Origin of the sequence: Paractinoplanes toevensis, assembly GCF_018332695.1 — a bacterium.
In the GTDB taxonomy this organism is placed as follows: Bacteria; Actinomycetota; Actinomycetes; order Mycobacteriales; family Micromonosporaceae; genus Actinoplanes; species Actinoplanes toevensis.
Genome location: NZ_BOQN01000137.1, coordinates 1 through 20,341, shown reverse-complemented (window position 1 = coordinate 20,341; position 20,341 = coordinate 1). Strand labels below are relative to the sequence as shown.

General features: G+C 68.7%; 20 protein-coding genes and 2 tRNA genes. 12 read left to right on the top strand and 10 right to left on the bottom strand.

Features of this window, described 5'->3' with window-relative positions:
- Positions 1-638 precede the first annotated feature (638 nt).
- From dnaN to Ato02nite_RS44910, 4 genes are all read left to right on the top strand, one after another.
- Positions 639-1,772 (top strand): DNA polymerase III subunit beta, encoded by a 1,134-nt coding sequence (gene dnaN / locus Ato02nite_RS44925; RefSeq protein WP_213012845.1) that lies wholly within the window; start codon positions 639-641, stop codon positions 1,770-1,772.
- Positions 1,773-1,811: 39 nt separating this feature from the next.
- Positions 1,812-2,684 (top strand): phosphogluconate dehydrogenase (NAD(+)-dependent, decarboxylating), encoded by an 873-nt coding sequence (gene gnd, locus Ato02nite_RS44920; RefSeq protein WP_213012844.1) that lies wholly within the window; start codon positions 1,812-1,814, stop codon positions 2,682-2,684.
- Position 2,685: 1 nt separating this feature from the next.
- Positions 2,686-3,816: a DNA replication/repair protein RecF gene (recF, locus tag Ato02nite_RS44915; RefSeq protein ID WP_213012843.1), complete on the top strand. Its 1,131-nt coding sequence runs from the start codon at positions 2,686-2,688 to the stop codon at positions 3,814-3,816.
- Between the two features lie 85 nt (positions 3,817-3,901).
- A complete protein-coding gene (locus Ato02nite_RS44910) occupies positions 3,902-4,552 on the top strand; it encodes a DciA family protein (RefSeq protein WP_213012857.1) in 651 nt (216 codons plus the stop codon).
- Between the two features lie 18 nt (positions 4,553-4,570).
- Here Ato02nite_RS44910 and Ato02nite_RS44905 read toward each other — a convergent pair whose 3' ends face one another.
- Positions 4,571-5,137: a hypothetical protein gene (locus Ato02nite_RS44905; protein ID WP_203812759.1), complete on the bottom strand. Its 567-nt coding sequence runs from the start codon at positions 5,135-5,137 to the stop codon at positions 4,571-4,573.
- A 548-nt stretch (positions 5,138-5,685) separates the two neighbouring features.
- Here Ato02nite_RS44905 and gyrB point away from each other — a divergent pair.
- From gyrB to Ato02nite_RS44875, 6 genes are all read left to right on the top strand, one after another.
- Complete coding sequence (gene gyrB / locus Ato02nite_RS44900) at positions 5,686-7,638, top strand: DNA topoisomerase (ATP-hydrolyzing) subunit B (protein ID WP_213012842.1); 1,953 nt, start codon at positions 5,686-5,688, stop codon at positions 7,636-7,638.
- A gap of 130 nt (positions 7,639-7,768) precedes the next feature.
- Positions 7,769-10,282 carry a DNA gyrase subunit A gene (gyrA, locus tag Ato02nite_RS44895; RefSeq protein WP_213012841.1) on the top strand — a complete coding sequence of 838 codons (2,514 nt, stop codon included), beginning with the start codon at positions 7,769-7,771 and terminating at the stop codon, positions 10,280-10,282.
- A gap of 3 nt (positions 10,283-10,285) precedes the next feature.
- Positions 10,286-11,182: a DUF3566 domain-containing protein gene (locus tag Ato02nite_RS44890; RefSeq protein WP_213012840.1), complete on the top strand. Its 897-nt coding sequence runs from the start codon at positions 10,286-10,288 to the stop codon at positions 11,180-11,182.
- A 74-nt stretch (positions 11,183-11,256) separates the two neighbouring features.
- A tRNA-Ile gene (locus Ato02nite_RS44885) sits at positions 11,257-11,330 on the top strand.
- Positions 11,331-11,486: 156 nt separating this feature from the next.
- The gene (locus tag Ato02nite_RS44880) at positions 11,487-11,615 is read left to right on the top strand and encodes a DLW-39 family protein (protein ID WP_213012839.1); all 129 of its coding nucleotides are present in this window, start codon (positions 11,487-11,489) and stop codon (positions 11,613-11,615) included.
- A 12-nt stretch (positions 11,616-11,627) separates the two neighbouring features.
- Positions 11,628-11,700, top strand: a tRNA-Ala gene (locus tag Ato02nite_RS44875).
- Between the two features lie 163 nt (positions 11,701-11,863).
- Here the strand turns inward: Ato02nite_RS44875 and Ato02nite_RS44870 are convergent.
- The 5 genes from Ato02nite_RS44870 to Ato02nite_RS44850 all read right to left on the bottom strand — a co-directional run bounded on the left by Ato02nite_RS44870 (position 11,864) and on the right by Ato02nite_RS44850 (position 15,596).
- Complete coding sequence (locus Ato02nite_RS44870; RefSeq protein WP_213012838.1) at positions 11,864-12,262, bottom strand: NUDIX domain-containing protein; 399 nt, start codon at positions 12,260-12,262, stop codon at positions 11,864-11,866.
- 173 nt (positions 12,263-12,435) lie between these two features.
- Positions 12,436-13,812, bottom strand: coding sequence for a class I SAM-dependent methyltransferase (locus Ato02nite_RS44865; protein ID WP_246608115.1), 1,377 nt, complete (start codon positions 13,810-13,812; stop codon positions 12,436-12,438).
- Between the two features lie 57 nt (positions 13,813-13,869).
- Positions 13,870-14,409, bottom strand: coding sequence for a helix-turn-helix domain-containing protein (locus tag Ato02nite_RS44860; protein WP_213012855.1), 540 nt, complete (start codon positions 14,407-14,409; stop codon positions 13,870-13,872).
- Between the two features lie 53 nt (positions 14,410-14,462).
- Positions 14,463-15,134 (bottom strand): DUF6461 domain-containing protein, encoded by a 672-nt coding sequence (locus Ato02nite_RS44855; protein WP_213012837.1) that lies wholly within the window; start codon positions 15,132-15,134, stop codon positions 14,463-14,465.
- A gap of 39 nt (positions 15,135-15,173) precedes the next feature.
- Positions 15,174-15,596 (bottom strand): hypothetical protein, encoded by a 423-nt coding sequence (locus tag Ato02nite_RS44850; protein WP_246608114.1) that lies wholly within the window; start codon positions 15,594-15,596, stop codon positions 15,174-15,176.
- A gap of 126 nt (positions 15,597-15,722) precedes the next feature.
- Between Ato02nite_RS44850 and Ato02nite_RS44845 the strand changes: the two genes are divergently transcribed.
- Both Ato02nite_RS44845 and Ato02nite_RS44840 read left to right on the top strand, forming a co-directional pair.
- Entirely contained in the window at positions 15,723-16,481 is a 759-nt protein-coding gene (locus Ato02nite_RS44845) for an SDR family oxidoreductase (protein ID WP_213012836.1), read from the top strand.
- A gap of 18 nt (positions 16,482-16,499) precedes the next feature.
- Complete coding sequence (locus Ato02nite_RS44840) at positions 16,500-17,048, top strand: YbaK/EbsC family protein (protein WP_213012854.1); 549 nt, start codon at positions 16,500-16,502, stop codon at positions 17,046-17,048.
- 28 nt (positions 17,049-17,076) lie between these two features.
- Here Ato02nite_RS44840 and Ato02nite_RS44835 read toward each other — a convergent pair whose 3' ends face one another.
- From Ato02nite_RS44835 to Ato02nite_RS44820, 4 genes are read right to left on the bottom strand one after another with little or no spacing between them, the layout of a single operon-like run.
- Positions 17,077-17,718 carry a DsbA family oxidoreductase gene (locus Ato02nite_RS44835; RefSeq protein WP_213012835.1) on the bottom strand — a complete coding sequence of 214 codons (642 nt, stop codon included), beginning with the start codon at positions 17,716-17,718 and terminating at the stop codon, positions 17,077-17,079.
- Between the two features lie 13 nt (positions 17,719-17,731).
- The gene (locus Ato02nite_RS44830) at positions 17,732-18,157 is read right to left on the bottom strand and encodes a SufE family protein (RefSeq protein ID WP_213012834.1); all 426 of its coding nucleotides are present in this window, start codon (positions 18,155-18,157) and stop codon (positions 17,732-17,734) included.
- 24 nt (positions 18,158-18,181) lie between these two features.
- On the bottom strand, positions 18,182-18,574 hold the full coding sequence (locus tag Ato02nite_RS44825; RefSeq protein ID WP_213012833.1) for a CBS domain-containing protein: 393 nt from the start codon (positions 18,572-18,574) through the stop codon (positions 18,182-18,184).
- Between the two features lie 26 nt (positions 18,575-18,600).
- Positions 18,601-20,334, bottom strand: a complete 1,734-nt coding sequence (locus Ato02nite_RS44820) for a proline--tRNA ligase (RefSeq protein WP_213012853.1) — start codon at positions 20,332-20,334, stop codon at positions 18,601-18,603.
- Between the last annotated feature and the right edge of the window lie 7 nt (positions 20,335-20,341).

Sequence of the window (20,341 nt, the reverse complement as noted above, 5' to 3'; positions counted from 1 at the left end):
CCACGCTCACGACGGGATGTCAACGTCAGAACGCAACCGTCCCGTGCCAACGTTATCCACACTAATTCACAGGACTTCACAGCCCTTTATCCCCAGCGGTGGAAAACCCCTTGTCACCTGTCTCCACAGATGTGGACAAGACCTGGGGAAATCGATGTGGACAGACACAGTGGGTAACCAAGCTGCCCACACCCTGTGGAGGAGTGTGGATTTCCTGTTGAAGGTTCTGGGGACGACGAGCCTGTACCGTCCCAACGTTGTCCACAAGCCGGGGGACAAACCCCGTGGATATCCGGTGGATAGCCGGTGGACAACGGTGGACAACTCTCGTCAGCTCGACGACTGTGGACGCAGACCGAGATTTGTACCCCGGTTGCCCACATGTGAATCACCGGTGGATAACCCGCTGACCTGCACAGACTTGAGTTCTCCACACTTTGCACAGCACCGATGAAGACGACTAGAAGTTTTTCTTAGACAACTAAAAATCAATCAACGGCGTTGGGGATGTTGTGGATGAAGCCGCCGGCGGCTCGAACCACTTCGCACCGGGAGGCCCGGGGAGGCACCGGCTTGCCACGCGCCCTAAAGTTCGTGGGGTCCACGCCCCGACATAAGAAAGTGACTCGGAGGACAGCATGAAGTTCCGGGTGGAGCGAGACGCACTCGCCGACGCCGTGGCCTGGACGGCGAAGAGCCTGCCGAGCCGGCCGTCAGTGCCGGTGCTCGCCGGCGTCATGCTGCGAGTCACCGACGGCCGGTTGCAGGTCTCCGGCTTCGACTACGAGGTCTCCAGCCAGGTGACCGTCGAGGTGCAGGCCGACGCCGACGGCGCCGCCCTCGTCTCCGGCCGCCTGCTCGCCGAGATCACCAAGGCACTGCCGGCCAAGCCGGTCGACATCGCCGCGGTCGGTGCGCACCTCGAGCTGGTGTGCGGCAGCGCCCGGTTCACGCTGCCGACGATGCCGGTGGAGGACTACCCCTCGCTGCCCGAGATGCCGTCCAGCGCCGGCACGGTCGACGCCGCGACCTTCGCGGCCGCCGTCGCCCAGGTGGCGATCGCCGCCGGTCGCGACGAGACGCTGCCAATGATGACCGGCGTCCGGATCGAGTTGAACGGCTCGTCGATGGCCATGCTGGCCACCGACCGCTACCGGCTCGCCATGCGCGAACTGGAGTGGAACCCCGACGACCCGGACATCAGCCTGAACTCGCTGGTCCCGGCGAAGACGCTGAACGACACGGCCAAGACCCTCGGCCCGCTCGGCGGCTCGGTGACGCTCGCGCTGTCCCAGGGCAACGCCGGCGAGGGCATGATCGGTTTCGCCGGCGGCACCCGGCGCACGACCAGCCGCCTGCTCGACGGCGCGAACTACCCGCCGGTGCGCTCGCTGTTCCCGGCGAGCCACAACGCTGAGGCCAGGGTCGGCGTCGCCGCCCTCGTCGAGGTGGTCCGCCGCGTCGCACTGGTGGCCGAGCGCACCACCCCGGTGCTGCTGAGCTTCAGCGAGGACGGTCTGGTCGTCGAGGCCGGTGGGACGGAGGAGGCGCGGGCCAGCGAGGCGATGGAGGCGACCTTCACCGGTGAGGCGCTGACGATCGGCTTCAACCCGCAGTACCTGATCGACGGTCTGCAGAATCTGGGAGCGCCCAACGCCCTGCTGTCGTTCGTCGACGCGTTCAAGCCCGCTGTGATCTCCCCCGCAACCGAAAACGGCGAAATCGTGCCGGGTTACCGCTATCTGATCATGCCGATCCGGGTAACGCGCTGATACTGAGGCTGAGGGAAACGCACATCTAGGGGGAACACCATGCAGCTTGGCCTTATCGGTCTCGGCCGGATGGGCGGCAACATGGCCGACCGTATCCGCGCAGCGGGCCACGAAGTGGTCGGATTCGACCACCACCCGGACAAGCGGGACGTCGGCTCTCTTGCCGAACTCGTCGAGAAGCTCGCCGCTCCGCGAGTGGTGTGGACGATGGTCCCGGCCGGCGAGATCACCGAAAGCACCATCGACCAGCTCGGCGAGCTCCTCTCCGACGGTGACCTGATCATCGACGGCGGCAACTCCAAGTTCACCGACGACCAGCCGCGGGCCGACCGGCTCGCCGCCAAGGGCATCGGGTACATGGACTGCGGCGTCTCCGGCGGCATCTGGGGCAGCCAGAACGGGTACGCCCTGATGGTCGGCGGCGACGCCAAGAATGTCGCCAAGGCCATGCCGATCTTCGAGGCGCTCAAGCCGGCCGGCGAGTTCGGCTTCGTGCACGCCGGCCCGGTCGGTGCCGGTCACTACACGAAGATGGTCCACAACGGCATCGAGTACGGCATGATGCAGGCCTTCGCCGAGGGCTGGGAACTGCTCGAGGCGTCGGAGTACGTGGACAACGTGCCCGGTGCGTTCAAGAGCTGGCGGGAGGGCAGCGTGGTGAAGTCCTGGCTGCTCGACCTGTTCGACCGCGCGCTCGACGGCGACCCCGAGCTGGCCAAGCTGAAGGGCTACGCCGAGGACACCGGCGAGGGCCGGTGGACCGTCGACGAGGCCGTCCGCCTGGCCGTGCCGCTGCACGTCATCGCCGCCTCGCTGTTCACCCGCTTCGAGTCCCGTCAGCCCGACTCACCCGCCATGAAGGCCGTCGCCGCACTGCGCCAGCAGTTCGGTGGCCACGCCGTCATCAGCTGAGATGCACGTTCGCCGGGTCGAGCTCGCCGACTTCCGTTCCTACGAGCGGGTGGCCGTCGATCTCGACCCCGGCGTGTCCGTGCTGGTCGGCCAGAACGGCATGGGCAAGACCAACCTGATCGAGGCGCTCGGTTACGTGGCCACTCTGGACAGTCACCGGGTGGCCATGGACGCCCCGCTGGTCCGGTCCGGCGCCGCTTCGGCCGTGATCCGGTGCGCGGTCGTCCACGATGGACGCGAGTTGCTCGTCGAGCTGGAGATCGTCCCCGGTAAGGCCAACCGCGCCCGCCTCAACCGTTCGCCGGTGCGCCGGCCCCGCGAGGTGCTGGGCGCCCTGCGGATGGTGCTGTTCGCCCCCGAAGATCTCGAGCTGGTCCGCGGCGACCCGTCCACCCGCCGCCGCTACCTCGACGACCTCCTGGTGGCCCGGCAGCCGCGCTACGCGGGCGTGCGGGCCGACTACGACCGGGTGATCAAACAACGAAACGCCTTGTTGCGTACGGCCTACCTGACCCGCAAGGTCGGCGGCACCCGTGGCCAGGACCTCTCGACGCTCGCCGTGTGGGATCAGCACCTGGCCCAGCACGGGGCCGAGCTGCTGGCCGGCCGGCTGGAGCTGGTGGCGGCCCTGGGCCCGCACCTGACCAAGGCGTACGACGCGGTCGCCGCCGGACGATCGGCCGCCTCCATCGCGTACGCCTCGGGTCTGGGTGATGTTCTTGTCCCCGATCGCGCGAGCCTGCAGGAAGCGCTGCTCGCGGCGCTGCTGGAGAAGCGGACCGCGGAGACCGAGCGGGGGGTCACCCTGGTCGGCCCGCATCGTGACGACCTGACCCTGGCGCTGGGCGACCTGCCGGCCAAGGGCTACGCGAGCCACGGCGAGTCCTGGTCGTTCGCGCTCGCCCTGCGACTGGCCGCCTACGACCTGCTGCGGTCGGACGGCATCGAGCCGGTGCTGGTACTCGACGACGTCTTCGCCGAGCTGGACGCCGGCCGGCGGGACCGGCTGGCCGCCCTGGTCTCGGACGCCGGCCAGCTCCTGGTGACCTGTGCGGTCCCGGAGGACGTGCCGCCCGCGCTGAGCGGCGCCCGGTACGACGTAACCCTCGGGGCGGTGACCCGTGCCGCGTGACGACTACGACCCGACGGCCGAGCGGTTCTTCCCGCAGGGCGACTTTCCACAGGCTCATCCACCGGACTTCCCGGACGAGGGACCGATGGTGGAGGGCCGTCGTGGATCTCAACGCCCCGCTGCGCCGCCGGAGGGTGCGCGGGCAGGGTCGGGTCGGCCGGAGGGCGCTCGCGGCCCGCAGAAGGGCGCTGAGGGCGCCGCCGGGGCCGCTTCGGAACCGTCGGCGAGCGAGGGCGACGGTGCGTCCGGGCCCGAGCTGGCGCGCGCGGTGCTCGACGCCGCGCTCACCAAGCGGCGGGCCGCGGCGGCGAACCCGCGCCGGCGCGCCGGCTCCGGGGACGGTCGCCGGCTGCGCGGCTACTCCGGCCCCGGGCCCGATCCACGCGACCCGCAGCCGTTCGGCGCGATGCTGGAAAAGCTGATGAAGGCGCGCGGCTGGGAGAAACCGAAGGCGGAGGCGACCGTCTTCGGCGCCTGGGAGAAGGTCGTCGGCTCGGACATCGCCAAGCACAGCCGGCCGGTGAAGCTGGACGCCGGCGTGCTCACCGTCGAGGCCGAGTCGACCGCCTGGGCGACCCAACTGCGGATGCTGGCGGCGAAGCTGCTGAAGAGCATCGCCGCCGAGGTGGGCCACAACGTCGTCACCAAGCTGAACATCCACGGCCCGGCGGCACCGTCGTGGAGCAAGGGCCCACGACGGGTGCAGGGCCGGGGCCCACGAGATACGTACGGCTGAGCGGGTTTGGGTGTTTGTTCAGTAATCGGCGAAAACGGCGAAACCCCGATCCGCGCAGCGACGGTAGAAGCCGGCCAGAATCGCCAGCTCGGACCGGGCGAAACTCCAGTGCGGCGCGTTGCCGGCGTCGTCGCGCAGGGCACCCAGCCGGTTCTCCAGCCAGCGCAACTGCTGCTCGGCCAGCCGGCCCTGGTTGATCGCGGTCCGCATCACCTCGGCCACGGTGTCGAAGGTGACCAGGTCGCCGAACTTCTCGTGGCCCTCGACGAACCGCTCCAGGCCGCCGGCGATCCACGCGCAGCCGTCCGGATCGATCACCGGGTCCTCGTCCTCGGCGGCCGCGTCGGTCGCGTAGAGCACCCCACCCAGGCCCAGGAGCAGGTCGACCAGCTCGGTGTACGCGGTCGCGCGCACCGTCCCGGTCTTCGCGATGTGCAGGGCCAACGCCCCGGTGGGCGCGGCGATCTCGGGCGCGTCGGCAACCGCCCCGAAGTCGACGAACTCGGCGGGCGCCACCGGGTCGTAGTACTGGTTCGTCCGGGGCCAGTGGACCGCGACGTTATCCAGCCCCTTGTCGTGCGCCATCGGGGGCCACCCTTCCTCGACCTGCCTCGCGGCCGTTGAGCCATGCACCAGTTCCGCGCGGGCGAGATTACGACACCACGGCCCGGTGTTGGGAGGCAGTGTCGCAGCGCGTTGCGATTCCGGCTGGAAGGCGCGCGGTGACGATCGACAGCCAAATCCCGTGCCGTTGCGGTGGGCGGCTCTTCCGTGTAGGGGGAGACGTGGGTAGCGGCTCCGATCGCGCTACGGCAATCTGAGGCACCCGGACGGGGTGCCGGACCCTCGCGAACTCGCTTCGGCGGAGTAGAATCGACGGTGACCGGGAAAACCTCTGGTTCGGCGATTTTCATCAAGCAATGCGATGTGAGTCGTCACGCTACGCGGTTTTTTCCAGCCGATCACGATCCGCGGGCCAGCCGCGGCGACCGGCGAGCACGGTTCCACCGGTGGTCCGCTTCTGCCTGCGGCTTCTCATCTGTGGTCAGCCCTGCCCGCCGGCTGTCCGCCGTTCGCCCGCCAACCCCGTTGCGGGGCTCTCACGGGGGCCCGGCGCGAGAAAGTGGCCGAGGGTGGCAGAGAACAAGCAGGAATACGGTGCCGAGTCAATCACCGTGCTCGAAGGCCTCGAAGCAGTCCGCAAGCGTCCGGGTATGTACATCGGTTCCACCGGTGAGCGTGGCCTCCACCACCTGGTCTGGGAGGTTGTGGACAACGCGGTCGACGAGGCGCTGGCCGGTTACTGCGACACCATCGACGTGGTCCTGCTCGCCGACGGTGGCGTCTCGGTCACCGACAACGGCCGTGGTTTCCCGGTCGACCTGCACCCCAAGCTGAAGAAGCCCGGCGTCGAGGTAGCGCTGACGGTGCTGCACGCCGGCGGCAAGTTCGACGGCAAGGCGTACGCGGTTTCCGGTGGTCTGCACGGCGTCGGCGTCTCCGTGGTCAACGCCCTCTCCACCCGGATGGCCCTCGAGATCCACAAGTCCGGCAACGTCTACCGGCAGAAGTACGCATACTCCAAGCCCGGCCCGCTGGAGAAGGGTGAGCCGACCGACAAGACCGGCTCCACCGTGCAGTTCTGGCCGGACCCGGCGATCTTCGAGACGGTCGTGTTCGACTGGCAGACGATCTACCGCCGCATCCAGGAGATGGCGTTCCTCAACAAGGGGCTGACCATCCACCTGCGCGACGAGCGTCCTGACCAGCTCGACGAGGAGGGCAAGCCGCGCGCGGTCACCTTCATGTACGAGAACGGCATCGCCGACTTCGTCCGCCACCTCAACACCACCAAGAACCCGATCCACAAGACCGTGATCGAGTTCGAGGCCGAGGCGAACGACGAGGGCATGGCCCTCGAGATCGCGATGCAGTGGAACGAGTCGTACGGCGAGTCGGTCTACACCTTCGCCAACACGATCAACACGCATGAGGGTGGCACCCACGAGGAGGGCTTCCGGGCCGCGCTGACGAGCATCGTCAACCGCTACGGCACCGAGAAGAAGTTCCTCAAGAGCGACGAGAAGCTTTCCGGCGAGGACATCCGCGAGGGGCTCGCCGCGATCATCTCGGTGAAGCTGGCCAACCCGCAGTTCGAGGGCCAGACGAAGACGAAGCTCGGCAACACCGACATGAAGGGCTTCGTCCAGAAGGTCGCCAACGAGCGGATCGCCGACTGGTTCGACCGCAACCCGGCCGACGCGAAGCAGATCATCACGAAGGCGTCCCAGGCCGCTCGCGCCCGGATCGCCGCCCAGCAGGCCCGCAAGCTGGCCCGGCGCAAGTCGCTGCTGGAGTCCGGCTCGATGCCGGGCAAGCTGGCCGACTGCCAGTCCACCGACCCGCGGGTCTCCGAGCTGTTCATCGTCGAGGGTGACTCGGCCGGCGGCTCGGCCAAGCAGGGCCGCGACAGCCAGATCCAGGCCATCCTGCCGATCCGCGGCAAGATCCTGAACGTGGAGAAGGCCCGGATCGACCGGGTGCTGAAGAACAACGAGGTCCAGTCGCTGATCACCGCGCTGGGCACCGGCATCCACGAGGACTTCGACGTCGCCAAGCTGCGCTATCACAAGATCGTGCTGATGGCCGACGCCGACGTCGACGGCCAGCACATCCAGACGCTGCTGCTCACCCTGCTGTTCCGCTTCATGCGGCCGCTGGTCGAGATGGGCCACGTCTACCTGGCCGCACCGCCGCTCTACAAGATCAAGTGGAACAAGCGGGGCGACGACGCGCAGTACGCCTACTCCGATCGGGAGCGGGACGGGCTGATCGCGCTGCGTCAGCAGAAGAAGGCGAACGCCAAGCCCGACGACATCCAGCGGTTCAAGGGTCTCGGCGAGATGAACTTCCACGAGCTGTGGGACACGACGATGGACCCGTCGACGCGAACGCTGCGTCAGGTGACGCTCGACGACGCTGCCACAGCCGACGAGTTGTTCAGCGTCCTGATGGGTGAGGACGTCGAAGCACGTCGCTCGTTCATCCAGCGAAACGCCAAGGACGTGCGGTTCCTCGACATCTGAAAGGTGGCGCGGGGGTGTACGCCATCCCCCGCGCTATCCACAGCGTCCACCGACTTTCCACAACGTTATCCACAGCAAGATGCGTACTTTAGTCGTGCTTGTCTGGTTTCACCTTGAGTAAGGGTTAACAGTGACTGACACTCCCGAACCGCCCGCCGGAGACGAGATCCCCGAAGAAGTCGGCGGTGGCGTGACCCAGCGAGTCGAACCGGTCGGTCTCGAAGTCGAGATGCAGCGCTCGTACCTCGACTACGCGATGAGCGTGATCGTGGGCCGGGCGCTCCCCGACGTGCGGGACGGTCTCAAGCCGGTGCACCGCAAGATCCTCTACGCGATGTACGACTCCGGTTTCCGCCCGGACCGCGGCTACGTCAAGTGCGCCCGCGTCGTCGGCGACGTGATGGGCAACTACCACCCGCACGGCGACTCGTCGATCTACGACGCCCTCGTCCGGATGGGCCAGCCCTGGTCCCTGCGTTATCCGCTGATCGACGGCAACGGCAACTTCGGTTCGCCGGGTAACGACCCGCCGGCCGCCATGCGGTACACCGAGTCGAAGCTGTCCCCGCTGGCGATGGAGATGCTGCGGGACATCGACGAGGACACCGTCGACATGCAGGACAACTACGACGGGCGTACCCAGGAGCCGACGATCCTGCCGGCCCGCTTCCCCAACCTGCTGGTCAACGGCTCCGAGGGCATCGCCGTCGGCATGGCCACCAAGATCCCGCCGCACAACCTGCGTGAGATCGCGGCCGCCGTGCAGTGGCAGCTCGACCACCCCGAGTCGGAGGAGACCGAGGCGCTCGAGGCGATGCTCGAGCTGGTCAAGGGCCCCGACTTCCCGACCAAGGGCCTGATCGTCGGTCAGCAGGCGATCCAGGACGCCTACCGCACCGGTCGCGGCTCGATCCGGATGCGGGCCGTGGTCGAGGTCGAGGAGGACGCCCGGGGCCGTCCGTGCCTGGTCGTCACCGAGTTGCCCTACCAGGTCAACCCGGACAACCTCGCCGAGCGGGTCGCCGAGTTGGTCAAGGAAGGCAAGCTCACCGGCATCGCCGACATCCGGGACGAGTCCTCCGGGCGTACCGGAATGCGGTTGATCCTGGTTTTGAAGCGCGACGCAGTCGCGAAGGTCGTGCTGAACAACCTGTACAAGCACACCCAGCTGCAGGAGACCTTCGGCGCGAACATGCTGGCCCTGGTCGACGGCGTGCCCCGCACGCTGAACCTGGCCCAGTTCATCCGCCACTACGTCGATCACCAGATCGAGGTCATCCGCCGGCGCACCGCGTTCCGCCTGCGCAAGGCCCAGGAGCGGGCGCACATCCTGCGCGGTCTGGTCAAGGCGCTGGACATGCTCGACGAGGTGATCGCCCTGATCCGGCGCTCGCCCACCGTCGAGGACTCCCGGCAGGGCCTCATGCAGCTGCTCGACGTCGACGAGATCCAGGCCACCGCGATCCTCGACATGCAGCTGCGCCGGCTGGCCGCCCTCGAGCGGCAGCGGATCATCGACGAGCTCGCCAAGATCGAGATCGAGATCGCCGACCTGGAAGACATCCTCGCCAAGCCGGAGCGGCAGCGGGCCATCGTCTCCGAGGAACTCGGCGAGATCGTGCAGAAGTTCGGCGACGAGCGACTCACCCAGATCATCCCGTTCGACGGCGAGGTCTCCATGGAGGACCTCATCGCGCGCGAGGACGTTGTGGTGACCATCACACGAACCGGTTACGCGAAGCGCACGAAGGTCGATCTGTACCGGTCGCAGAAGCGCGGCGGCAAGGGCGTAAGTGGCGCCACGCTGCGGCAGGACGACATCGTCTCGCACTTCTTCGTGATCTCGACCCACGACTGGATCCTGTTCTTCACGAACAAGGGCCGGGTCTATCGGGCAAAGACCTACGAACTGCCCGAAGCGGCGCGAGTCGCCAAGGGTCAGCACGTCGCGAACCTGCTGGCCTTCCTGCCCGACGAGCACATCGCCCAGGTCATTCAGATCCCGGATTACGGCGTCGCACCGTACCTTGTGCTCGCCACTAAGAATGGTCTCGTGAAGAAGACCCGGCTCGAGGAATTTGACTCCAACCGCAGCGGTGGCATCATCGCCATCAACCTGCGGGAGGATGACGAGTTGGTGGGCGCGGCGCTGGCGGCAGCAGAGAACGATCTGCTCCTGGTCTCCAAGAAGGCGCAGGCCATCCGCTTCAACGCGACCGACGAGGCACTGCGGCCGATGGGCCGGGCCACGTCGGGCGTGATCGGCATGCGGTTCGGTGATAACGATGAGCTTCTTGCGATGGAAGTGGTCCGCGACGGCATGGATGTGTTGGTCGCCACCGACGGTGGGTATGCAAAGCGCACTCCGATCGAGGAGTATCCGGTACAGGGTCGGGGCGGCAAGGGCGTCCTGACCGCGAAAATCACCGAGCGTCGGGGCGGTCTGGTGGGTGCCCTGGTGATCAGCCCGGAGGATGAACTATTTGCCATCACCAGCAATGGTGGTGTCATCCGGACTCCCGTGAAGCCTGTACGGCGCACACGGGATCGGAACACAATGGGGGTCAAGCTGATGGACCTCCCAGAAGGTGTAACCATCGTGGCGCTTGCTCGCAATGCCGACGAGCCTGACGAACAGGACTAGTTGATGCCGGAGACACAGGCGAAGTCGGGGGGCTCGGGGACCTCAGCGACGCCGGACGAGGCGGCCAAGAAAGACGCCGCCGCGAACGGGCGCGAAGCTGCGGCACGCACCGCGGCCCCCGCTGATGCCCCGTCCCCGCCGAAGTTCACCCGGGCGCCGGGCATGGCCCCGCCGCCGGGTGAACCGCCCGCCGACAGCGACGGATCGTCGGACGGGAAGCGAGCCGGCGGTCCGTCGGTGGCCAAGGGTTCCGCAACGGTGCCCGTCGTCACCAAGGGCAAAGGCACCCTGCCGGGCTCGACCTCGCAGGCCCGGCCGGCCACGGCACCCAGCGCGGCGCCCCAGCGCCCCGCCGGTCCCCCCGGTGCGCCGAACCAGCCCGGCAACACCACCGGCGCCACCAAGCGGCCCGGCGGTGCGAGCGGTCCCGGCGCGGCCACCGGCAGTGCAGCGGTCGGCGCGGCCCGCGTCACCGAGGCCGTCCGGTCCGCCCGGTCCACGGTCACCGGTGCGGCCGCCCGCGGCCCCCGCCGGGCCCGGCTGAACCTCAAGCGGATCGACCCCTGGTCCGTCATGAAGTTCTCGTTCGCCGTCTCCGTCGTGCTGTTCATCGTCGTGGTCGTCGCCACCTCGGTGCTCTACCTGGCTCTGGACGCCATGGGCGTCTGGACCGAGGTCAACAACAGCCTCAAGGAGCTGGTGAGCGCCAGCGGCGGCACCGACGGCTCCGCCAGCGGCGGCTTCCGCATCACCGCCTGGGGCGTCATCGGCACGTCGATGCTGGTCGGCGCGGTCAACGTCGTTCTGTTCACGGCACTGGCCACGCTCGGCGCGTTCATCTACAACGTGTGCGCCGACCTGGTCGGCGGCGTCGAGTTGACCCTCGCAGAACGCGACTGACAAGACCCGCGGGCTGTGGGCCACCCCCGTTTTGGTGGCCCACCGCCCAGTGCGGTAATCTTCTCGGGTCGCACGGGGCTATAGCTCAGTCGGTTAGAGCGCAGAGCTGATAACTCTGAGGTCGATGGTTCGATTCCATCTAGCCCCACGGCTGACGGGGTCCCCTGCCCGCGGAAAGCGCGGGCCGGGGTCACCCGTCATATCTATTCCGGGGGCCGAGCTCCCGGAAACCCCGCGGTGCGGTGGTCACTGTCGGTGGGTCGGCCGCTCCGCTTCCGCTCTGTTGGTGTTGGGGGTCTTGGCGATGCTTAAGAAGCTTCTTGTTGTTGCTGGCATCGTGGGGGTTGCTGCCCTCGTTGTTAAGAAGGTCAAGGCCTCTAGTGACGAGCGGGCGCTCTGGCACGAGGCGACCACCGCTCCCGACCTGCGATAGGTTTGTGCTGTCGGGGCCTTAGCTCAACTGGCAGAGCACCGCCTTTGCAAGGCGGGGGTTAGGGGTTCAAGTCCCCTAGGCTCCACAAATGAAGATCACTTGGCGGGCCGCTGTGCGGCCCGCTTTTGCGTTGTCGCTCGGGTTGCTGCGGCCCGAACCACGCGGCCGCTCAATCGCCGAGCATGACGTGGGATAGGCAGCCGGCCCTCCGAAGTCGTCTGTGGTGACGGTTCACGGCCAGGTGCGTGTCAGGCGGGTAGCACGACGATCATCGGGGGGATGGGGACCCCGTGGGGGGACTCGGTGGGGAGCTCGGGGGCCGGCAACCAGTCCAGGCCCAGGGGCTCCGGGCCCTTGCCGTCGTCGGGGCCCAGGCGGGGCTCGCCGTCTATCACCGTCACCGCGAACACTGATGTCATGCCCGAGGGGTAGGGCATCTCCAGGACATGGCGGGTGTCGCTGACTATCAGGCCCGTCTCCTCGAAGACCTCTCGCTTCACCGCCTCCTCGGCGGTCTCGCCGGGCTCTACGCCGCCGCCCGGCAGCGTCCACCACTCACCGCCGCCGGATCGTCGGCTTCGCTCGTGCACCATCAGGACTCGCCCGTCACGCACGATCACGGCGGCGGCCCGTTTTCGTTCGCTCACGAGTCGCAGGCTAACCGGATGAAAGCGTTGCTGCTCAAGGGCTGTGGATAACTTCCGGATCTTTCGGGCGGTAAGCGGCAACTCACCGGCCGAAATGGACACTCGGGGGTGAGCCGTGATGCCTCGTCGCGGCAGGTGACAAGGCATCACGGCGGTCTGTCGGGCAGCCCCGGTCAGGCGGCGAAAGCCGATCGTGTGGCGGGCATCTCACTGTCACCGTTGCGGTGTGTCTTGATCGCCAGCACCTGGTTCACGCCGATGCGGGCCTGCTCGAAGGCCAGCGCCGACCCGGCCATGTAGAGCCGCCACACCCGGGCGCGGCCGGGGCTGGTCAGGCGTACGGCCGTGGTCCAGTCGGATTCCAGGTTCGCCACCCAGGCGCGCAGCGTCTTGGCGTAGTGCTCGCGGAGCGCGTGCACGTCGCGTACCTCGAAACCGGCCTCCTCCAACGCCGTGACCGTGACGCCGACCGGCGCCAGTTCACCGTCGGGGAAGACGTACGCGTCGATGAAAGAGCGTGGCTGGTGCGGTTGCTTCGGCGGCAAGTGCAGCCGGGCGATCTGGTGGTTGAGCAACCGCCCACCCGGCTTGAGCTGCGAGTACAGGATTTCCGCGTACTGCCGGTAGGGCTCGGTCCCGACGTGCTCGGCCATCCCGACGCTGGAGATCGCGTCGAACGGCCCGTCGTCGAGGTCGCGGTAGTCCTGCACCCGGATCTCCACCTGGTCGGTGAGGCCGGCGTCGGCGACCTGCTTGCGGGCGTAGTCGGCCTGCTCGGTGGAGAGCGTGATGCCCAGCACCCGGACGCCGTATGTGCGGGCCGCGTGCACGGCCAGGCTCCCCCAGCCGCAGCCGACGTCGAGCAGCCGCATGCCGGGCTTGAGGTCGAGCTTGCGGCAGATCAGGTCGAGCTTGTCGCGCTGCGCGTCGGCGAGACCGTAGCCGGGCTCGTCGGACGCCCAGTAGGCGCAGGAGTAGACCATGCTTTCGCCGAGCACGATCCGGTAGAAGTCGTTGCCGACGTCGTAGTGGTGGCTGATCGCCTGCCGGTCCCGGCGTTTGCTGTGCATACCGCCGGTGACCTGCATCTCCTCCGGCGGCGGCTTGGGCTGGGTACCGAGTACGCCCAGTCGCAGCAGGTCGGCGGCGACGGTGCGGAACGGCAGGTCCCGGCGGTCGGGTGAGCGCCAGACCAAGCCGGCGAGCCGGGTGAGGGCGTCGTACAGGTCGCCCTCGACGTCGATCTCGCCGGCCACGTAGGCGCGGGCCAGGCCGAGCTCGTTGGGTTGCCACAGGATGCGGCGCAGGGCCCGTCGGTTGCGAATGATGAGGGTGGGTGCGTCGGTGGGACCGGCTGTGGAGCCGTCCCAGGCTCGGACCCGCACCGGCATCGGCACCTGGAGCACGGCCTCGAGGAGGCCGGCCAGTTTGCCGGCGGTAGTGACGTGGGGGGTGTTGATGATCGCCAATGGAACCTCCCGGGGGCGCAGCCAGTCGTCGCTGCGATTCGCGAGATCGCAGAGGCGGCGGCCGGGGTTGAACTGATCCACTATCCGCCCGGCACCGGGATTTTCATAAGGTGCTTTTATAGTTTTGTGATCGACGACTCACACAGCGCGAAGGACCCGCTCGAGCTTCTCCTGCGGCATCGTCCGGGCCCGATCGCGCCTGCTCTCGGCCAGGGCGGTGAGCACGGTGCGGCGTTCCACTTCGGACAGGATGCCGGTGAACGGCGACGTGCTGCGTAGCTCGACCGCGTACTCGGACGAGGAGGTGAGGGCGTCCAGCACCGCTTCGTGGCCGCGGTCCAGCACCACCTGCCATCGGTCCAGCCACTCCCAGGCCCGGCCCTCGGGGTGCAGTCGGCGCAGCCGGCGCAGGTTGATCGCGGCCGCCGCGAGCAGGGCGTCCGGGTTCGACACGAACTTCCCGGCCATCGCCTGGTGCAGCCAGAGTTGCTCGAGTTGCTCGCGGGTCAGAGCGGGACGGATCAATGCCTCGACGTCGGCGCGGCGCACGCGATGCTGGGTGCCGCCGACCGTCACATACGGCAGCAGGCCGCGCGAGCACAGGTCGAGGACGTGCTGCCGGGACGAGCGCAGCAGGATCGCGGCCTCACCGACGCTCAGCAACTCGGAAGTACGCATCGCCACGGATGAATATTGGCGGCCGGACTATCCGGCATGCAACAACCGAACGGCTATTGATTCTTTCGATGCTCGATCGGGACGTTGGTCAGCAGGTAGGTGCTGGAGATCAGCAACGACTGGGTCATCTGCTGGCCGGTGAGCCGCTCGGCCAGTGCGAACGAGGCGGCCATCGAGGTGCCCGCGTCGATGCCGGGCGCGAAACCGACCGCCGACATCGCGGCGGTCACGGTGGCCGGGGCGGCCGGGTCGAAGTCCAGTTCCACCCGGCCGTCGGTCAGCTGCAGGAACCGGCCGTGCCCGTCGGCGCCGCGATAGTGCCCCACCACGGTGGTGCCGGCTGACAGCGGCCGCACCAGCCGGTCGGTGACCCCGAGGTCACCGTTGTCCTCGACGATCAGCGACCAGTCGCCGACCCGGGTGATGCCGATGAAGTAGCGGTAGGCCGTGCCCTGCTGCCCGTCTCCCGACTCGACCAGCTGCTTCCAGTTGATCCGTTCCAGTTCCCGGCCGCCGAGCCGCTTGATCACCTGCGGCGGGGTGAGGTCGCGAACCCAGGTGAAGCAGTAACCCTGGCCGAAATCGGGCACCGGGAAGAACCAGCGGTAGTCGTCGGCGACGGCATCACGCGGGGTGGCAGCGGCGGCCGGAGTGCCGGTGCTGCGCGGGGTGCATGCGCTGAGCGCACCGGCCGCGAGGAGGAGGACGAGAGATCGACGGCGCACGGCGTCAGTAGATCAAAGGTCGGCGCCCGGCGGGAGACGTCAGGCGGCCCGACGTGCGGAAACCGGGGTCTCCGGCTCCGCCGGACGGGGCAACGGGGCAACTTCGCCGGTGCGGGGCTGGGCGGCGATCGTCCGCCTGCGCTCGGTGACGAAATAAACACAACATCCGGTGTACGCCGCGGCCAGCACCCCGCCGACGGCGCGCACCGCAGCCGGCCCGGCCTCGAGGATGGTCAGGATCAGCGCGGCCTCCGCCCAGCACCCGAGCAGGACCGCGTTGATCGTGTCGGTGCGGACCCAGCGCCAGGTCCGCCGGCGCGCCTGGCGGCGGATCTCGACCAGCAGCGAATGACCCATCCCGATGGCGAGGAGGCCGAGAAGCACGGTTGCGAACACGGAGTGGGCGCCGCCGGCGACGGCCGCGATCGCGGTACCCCCACCCAGCAGCGCGAGACCGCTCACGGTCCCGATGCGCGCTCCACGACGTTCCTCCACAACCTCTGAAGGTCGGCAAGATCAGGCCGAGCCTGAGGATCCGGTGTGACCGAAGGCATGTCACATTCGGGCTGAGCTGATTGTCCAGTTGATATGAGCGAGAAGAACACGGTGCTGGTCACCGGAGCGAGCGGAACGCTGGGGTCCGCGGTGGTCCCGCAACTGGAGAAGCAGGGGTACGCCGTACGGCCGATGACCCGGTCGGCGCGGTCCGGCTGGGTCACGGCCGACCTGCGTACCGGAGAAGGGCTGGACGAGGCGGTGCGTGGGGTGGACGTGATCGTGCACCTCGCCTCGTCGCCGGGCCGGCCGCGGACGACCGACGTCGAGGGCACCCGGCGGTTGATGGCGGCGGCGGGGAAGGCCGGAGTCGGGCACGTCCTCTACGTGTCGATCGTCGGCATCGACCGGGTGTCGTACCCCTACTACCGGGCGAAGCTGGACACCGAGCAGGTCGTCAAGGGCGGTGGCGTGCCGTACACGATCGTCCGGGCCACCCAGTTCCACCAGTTCGCCGAGATGCTGCTGTCCGCGCTGAGCAAGCCCGGTCCGGTGATCATCGACCCGGACTGGCGGGTGCAACCGGTCGCCATCGAGGACCTGGCCGAGGAGATCGCCGGGTTGGTGGGCCGGCCGGCGACGAGCGCGACCACCGAGTACGGCGGCCCCGAGGTGCTCACCTTCGACGACCTGGCCCGTTCCTGGCTGGCCGCCCGTGGCCGGAAGCGGCCGATCTGGCGGCTCGGCATCCCGGGCAAGCTGTCCCGGGCGATCCGGGCCGGCGCCCTGACCACCGCGGCCACGCCGACCGGGTCCCGAACGTGGCGGGACTACCTGGCCGCGAAGTATTGAGCGAGGATGGCGGGCGTGATGGGAACCCTTCAGCTCGAGCCCGCCCAGTCCCGCCCCGACCTGCTGGCCCCGCCGGTGGCGAAGGCCCTCGCGGTCTGGCCGGTCGAGGCGCCGATCGACGGCGACCAGGTGCTGGTCGCGCCGATCGACCCCGGCCTGGCCGACACGACGGCATTCTGCGAGGCGTACGGCGTGGGCCTGGACGTCTCGGCCAACTGCGTGATCGTGGCCGGCAAGCGCGACGGCGTCACCAAGTACGCGGCCTGCATCGTCCTGGCCACCACCCGGGCCGACGTGAACGGGGCGGTCCGCCGTCACCTCGACGTGCGCAAGTGCAGCTTTGCCCCGATGGACGACGCGGTCAGCCTGACCGGGATGGAGTACGGCGGGATCACCCCGATCGGCCTGCCTGTCGACTGGCCGATCCTGGTCGACAGCCGAGTCGCCGCGACGCCGCATGTGATCATCGGTTCCGGCGTGCGGCACAGCAAGATCGCCGTGGCCGGTCCGGCGCTGGGTGCGCTGCCGGGTGCCAAGGTCATCGAGGATCTGGCGAAACTCGTTTAAGGTCGTCGATCTGGTTCCACGTGAAACCTCATTGACCGATGTCGACGGATTCGCGCCGAGCGATCTCCTCCAGCGCGGCCAGCAGGGTGGCCGGCTCCTGGGCACCCTGCACCGCGTACTTCCCGTCGATCACGAAGGTCGGGACGCTGGTGATGCCGAGCTCGCGGGCCTCGGTGAGATCGGTGGTGACCGCGCCGATGCCGGCCTCGGACTCGAGGTAGGCCAGCGCGGCGGCGCCGTCCAGGCCGATCGAGGCGGCCACTCCGGCGAGCGTCGGGCGGGAACCCAGGTCGGCGCCGCCGGTGAAGTAGGCCCGCTGCAACGCGTCCAGCATGTCGGCCTGCCGGTCCTGGCCGGCCGCCCAGGCGATCAGCCGGTGACTGTCGAGCGTGTTGGCCGCGACCGCCCGGTCGTAGTCGAGGCGCAGGCCGTCCGCGGCCGCGATCGAGGTGACGTGCGCGAGCATCTGCTCGGCCCGCTCCCGGCCACCGAACTTCGCGGCCATCGCGTCCTTGATCGCCACCGGCTGCGGCACCGGCGAGGGGTCGAGCTGGTACGCCCGGTAGGTCACCATCACGTCCCCGTCGAACTGGGCGATCGCCTTCTCGAGGCGCGTCTTGCCGATGTAGCACCACGGGCAGACAACGTCGGACCAGACCTGGATATCCACGGACGAACTCCCACTAAGACTGGGCGGCGACCTGCCGCTTGAGGCGAGCGAGGATGGCCGACCCGCCCCGGATGCGTAGCGGGCTGATGGCGTTGGCCAGGCCCATCCGAGCGTAGAGATCGTCCGGCACCGCGATGATCTCGGCGGCCGACGCCCCGATCAGGCCCTCGGCCAGGATGCCGGCGAAGGCCCGGGTGGTGGGCGCCTCCGGCGGGCAGTCGAACCAGAGCTCCACCGTGTGGTCCGGCCGGACCGTGGCCTTGAGGAAGAACTGGGTCTGGCACTCCGGAACCTGTTCCATGCCGTCGTGCCCGGCCATCTCGGCCGGCAACGGCGGCATGGCGTCGGCGAACTCGAGCAGCATCTCGAGAACGACTTCGCGCGGCGCGGAGACGAACTCGTCGACGATCTCGGCCAGCTTCGGGGGCATGTCGCTCACAAGAACCGACCATACTTCGCGGTGTCAGGCAGGCGTGGATGTCGGCAAGAGGGCCACGTCACTCAGGCTGATGATGCCGACGACGTTCCGGTCGGAGTCGCAGACCAGCAGGCGGCGGACGCCGCGCTCGCGCATGGCCTGCACCGCTTCCTCCACAGTGGCCGACTGCTCCACCATGATCAGCTCGTGCGAGGTGATCGCGCCGAGCGTCGTCTGCTTGGGGATGCGGTTCTCGGCGATCGCCCGGATCACGATGTCCCGGTCGGTGACCAGGCCCACCATGGTCGGCCCGCTGGTCACCACCACATCACCGATGCCCTGGTCGCGCATCGCCTGCGCAGCCTCGTCGAGGGTCGTCGCCTCCGGCAGGTAGACGACCCGCCGGGTCATCACGTCAGCGACCGAGACCTTGGCCATGGTGAAACCTCCCGTGTGGAAAACCGTTACCCGAGTGCACTCGTGATTACACGCGGTATGTCGGTGATCAGCACGTCGGCGCGCTCACCGGTTCGCCGGTTGCGGAATTCCGCCATCCCCTCGGCGAGCCGGCGCCCCACCACGACCGTGCGGGCGATGCCGATCAACTCGGCGTCGGTGAACTTGACCCCGGCGGACAGCTGCGGCCGATCGTCGACGAGCACCCGCAGGCCGGCCTCGACCAGGGTGCCGGCCAGCGCCAACGCGGCCTCGACCTGGCCGTCCCGACCGGCCGCGACGATGTGCACGTCGGCCGGTCCGACCTCGTCCGGCCAGAGCAGGCCGCGATCGTCGTGGTGCTGCTCGGCGATCGCCGCGACCGCGCGGGACACCCCGATGCCGTAGCTACCCATGGTCGGGCGGACCGGCTTGCCGTCGACGCCGAGGACGTCGACCTTGAAGGCGTCGGTGTAGCGCCGGCCCAGCTGGAAGATGTGCCCGATCTCGATGCCGCGCCGGATGGTCAGCTCGCCGGAGCCGCAGGCCGGGCAGGGGTCGCCGGCCCGCACCTCGGCCGCCTCGATGGTGCCGTCGGGGGTGAAGTCGCGGCCGGCCACCACGTCGACCGCGTGCCGGCCGGGCTGGTTGGCACCGGTCAGCCAGGCCGTGCCCGGCGCGACCCGCGGGTCGGCCAGGTAGCGCACCTTGCTGCCCTGCGGGCCGATGTAGCCCTTGATCAGGTCGGGGCGGGAGTCGAAGTCGTCGAAGAGGGCCGCGGTCGCCGGGGCGAGGGCGGCGTCGAGGCGTTTCAGGTCCACCTCGCGGTCGCCGGGCACGCCGATCATCAACAGCTCGTCGTCGCGGCCCGGGTGCCGGACGGTGACCACCACGTTCTTCAGGGTGTCAGCGGCGGTCCAGTCGGTGCGGCCGGCCAGTTGCCGTGCGTTGGCCAGGTCGACCAGCGATGCGATGGTCGGGGTGTCCGGGGTGTCGTGCACCGCCGGCGCACCCGCCGGAATGGGCCGGGCGGCGGGTACCGGAGTCGTCACGGCTTCGGTGTTGGCCGCGTAGTCACAGGTGGTGCAGCCGACGAAGGTGTCCTCACCCACGTCGGCGCCGGCCAGGAACTCTTCCGACGCCGAGCCGCCCATCGCCCCCGACATCGCCGAGACGATCGTGTGGGACAGCCCGATGCGCCGGAAGATGCGCTGGTAGGCGGCGCGCATCTCGGCGTACGCCTGAACCAGGCCCTCGTCGGTGAGGGTGAACGAATATGCGTCCTTCATCAGGAACTCGCGGCCGCGTAGCAGGCCGGCCCGCGGCCGCGCCTCGTCGCGGAACTTCGTCTGCACCTGGAAGAGCACCAGCGGGAAATCCCGGTACGAGCTGGTCATGTCCTGCACGAGCAGGGTGAACATCTCCTCGTGGGTGGGCGCCAGCAGATAGTCGGCGCCCCGCCGGTCCTGCAGCGTGAAGATGTCGTCGCCGTACTCGGTCCAGCGGTTGCTCGTCTCGTAGGGCTCCCGGGGAAGCAGTGCCGGGAAGGCAACCTCCTGGCCGCCGATCGCGGTCATCTCCTCCCGGACCACCGCGGTGATCCGGTCCAGCACGAGCTTGCCGAGCGGGAGCCAGGTGTAGCCGCCCGGAGCCGCGCGCCGAACGTAACCGGCGCGCAGCAGCAGCCGATGACTCGGCACCTCCGCCTCGGCCGGCTCCTCGCGCAGGGTCCTGAGAAGCAACGTGGACATCCGCAGCAGCATGCCGAGC

What these genes read in the sequence shown, in the direction of transcription:
- Ato02nite_RS44890 (WP_213012840.1), top strand. Translation starts at nt 10,286, where the DNA reads ATGCCGGAGACACAGGCGAAGTCGGGGGGCTCGGGGACCTCAGCGACG.
- Ato02nite_RS44820 (WP_213012853.1), bottom strand. Translation starts at nt 20,334, where the DNA reads ATGCTGCTGCGGATGTCCACGTTGCTTCTCAGGACCCTGCGCGAGGAG.
- Ato02nite_RS44910 (WP_213012857.1), top strand. Translation starts at nt 3,902, where the DNA reads ATGGTGGAGGGCCGTCGTGGATCTCAACGCCCCGCTGCGCCGCCGGAG.
- Ato02nite_RS44880 (WP_213012839.1), top strand. Translation starts at nt 11,487, where the DNA reads ATGCTTAAGAAGCTTCTTGTTGTTGCTGGCATCGTGGGGGTTGCTGCC.
- Ato02nite_RS44860 (WP_213012855.1), bottom strand. Translation starts at nt 14,409, where the DNA reads ATGCGTACTTCCGAGTTGCTGAGCGTCGGTGAGGCCGCGATCCTGCTG.
- dnaN (WP_213012845.1), top strand. Translation starts at nt 639, where the DNA reads ATGAAGTTCCGGGTGGAGCGAGACGCACTCGCCGACGCCGTGGCCTGG.
- Ato02nite_RS44845 (WP_213012836.1), top strand. Translation starts at nt 15,723, where the DNA reads ATGAGCGAGAAGAACACGGTGCTGGTCACCGGAGCGAGCGGAACGCTG.
- gnd (WP_213012844.1), top strand. Translation starts at nt 1,812, where the DNA reads ATGCAGCTTGGCCTTATCGGTCTCGGCCGGATGGGCGGCAACATGGCC.
- recF (WP_213012843.1), top strand. Translation starts at nt 2,686, where the DNA reads ATGCACGTTCGCCGGGTCGAGCTCGCCGACTTCCGTTCCTACGAGCGG.
- Ato02nite_RS44905 (WP_203812759.1), bottom strand. Translation starts at nt 5,137, where the DNA reads ATGGCGCACGACAAGGGGCTGGATAACGTCGCGGTCCACTGGCCCCGG.
- Ato02nite_RS44840 (WP_213012854.1), top strand. Translation starts at nt 16,500, where the DNA reads ATGGGAACCCTTCAGCTCGAGCCCGCCCAGTCCCGCCCCGACCTGCTG.
- Ato02nite_RS44825 (WP_213012833.1), bottom strand. Translation starts at nt 18,574, where the DNA reads ATGGCCAAGGTCTCGGTCGCTGACGTGATGACCCGGCGGGTCGTCTAC.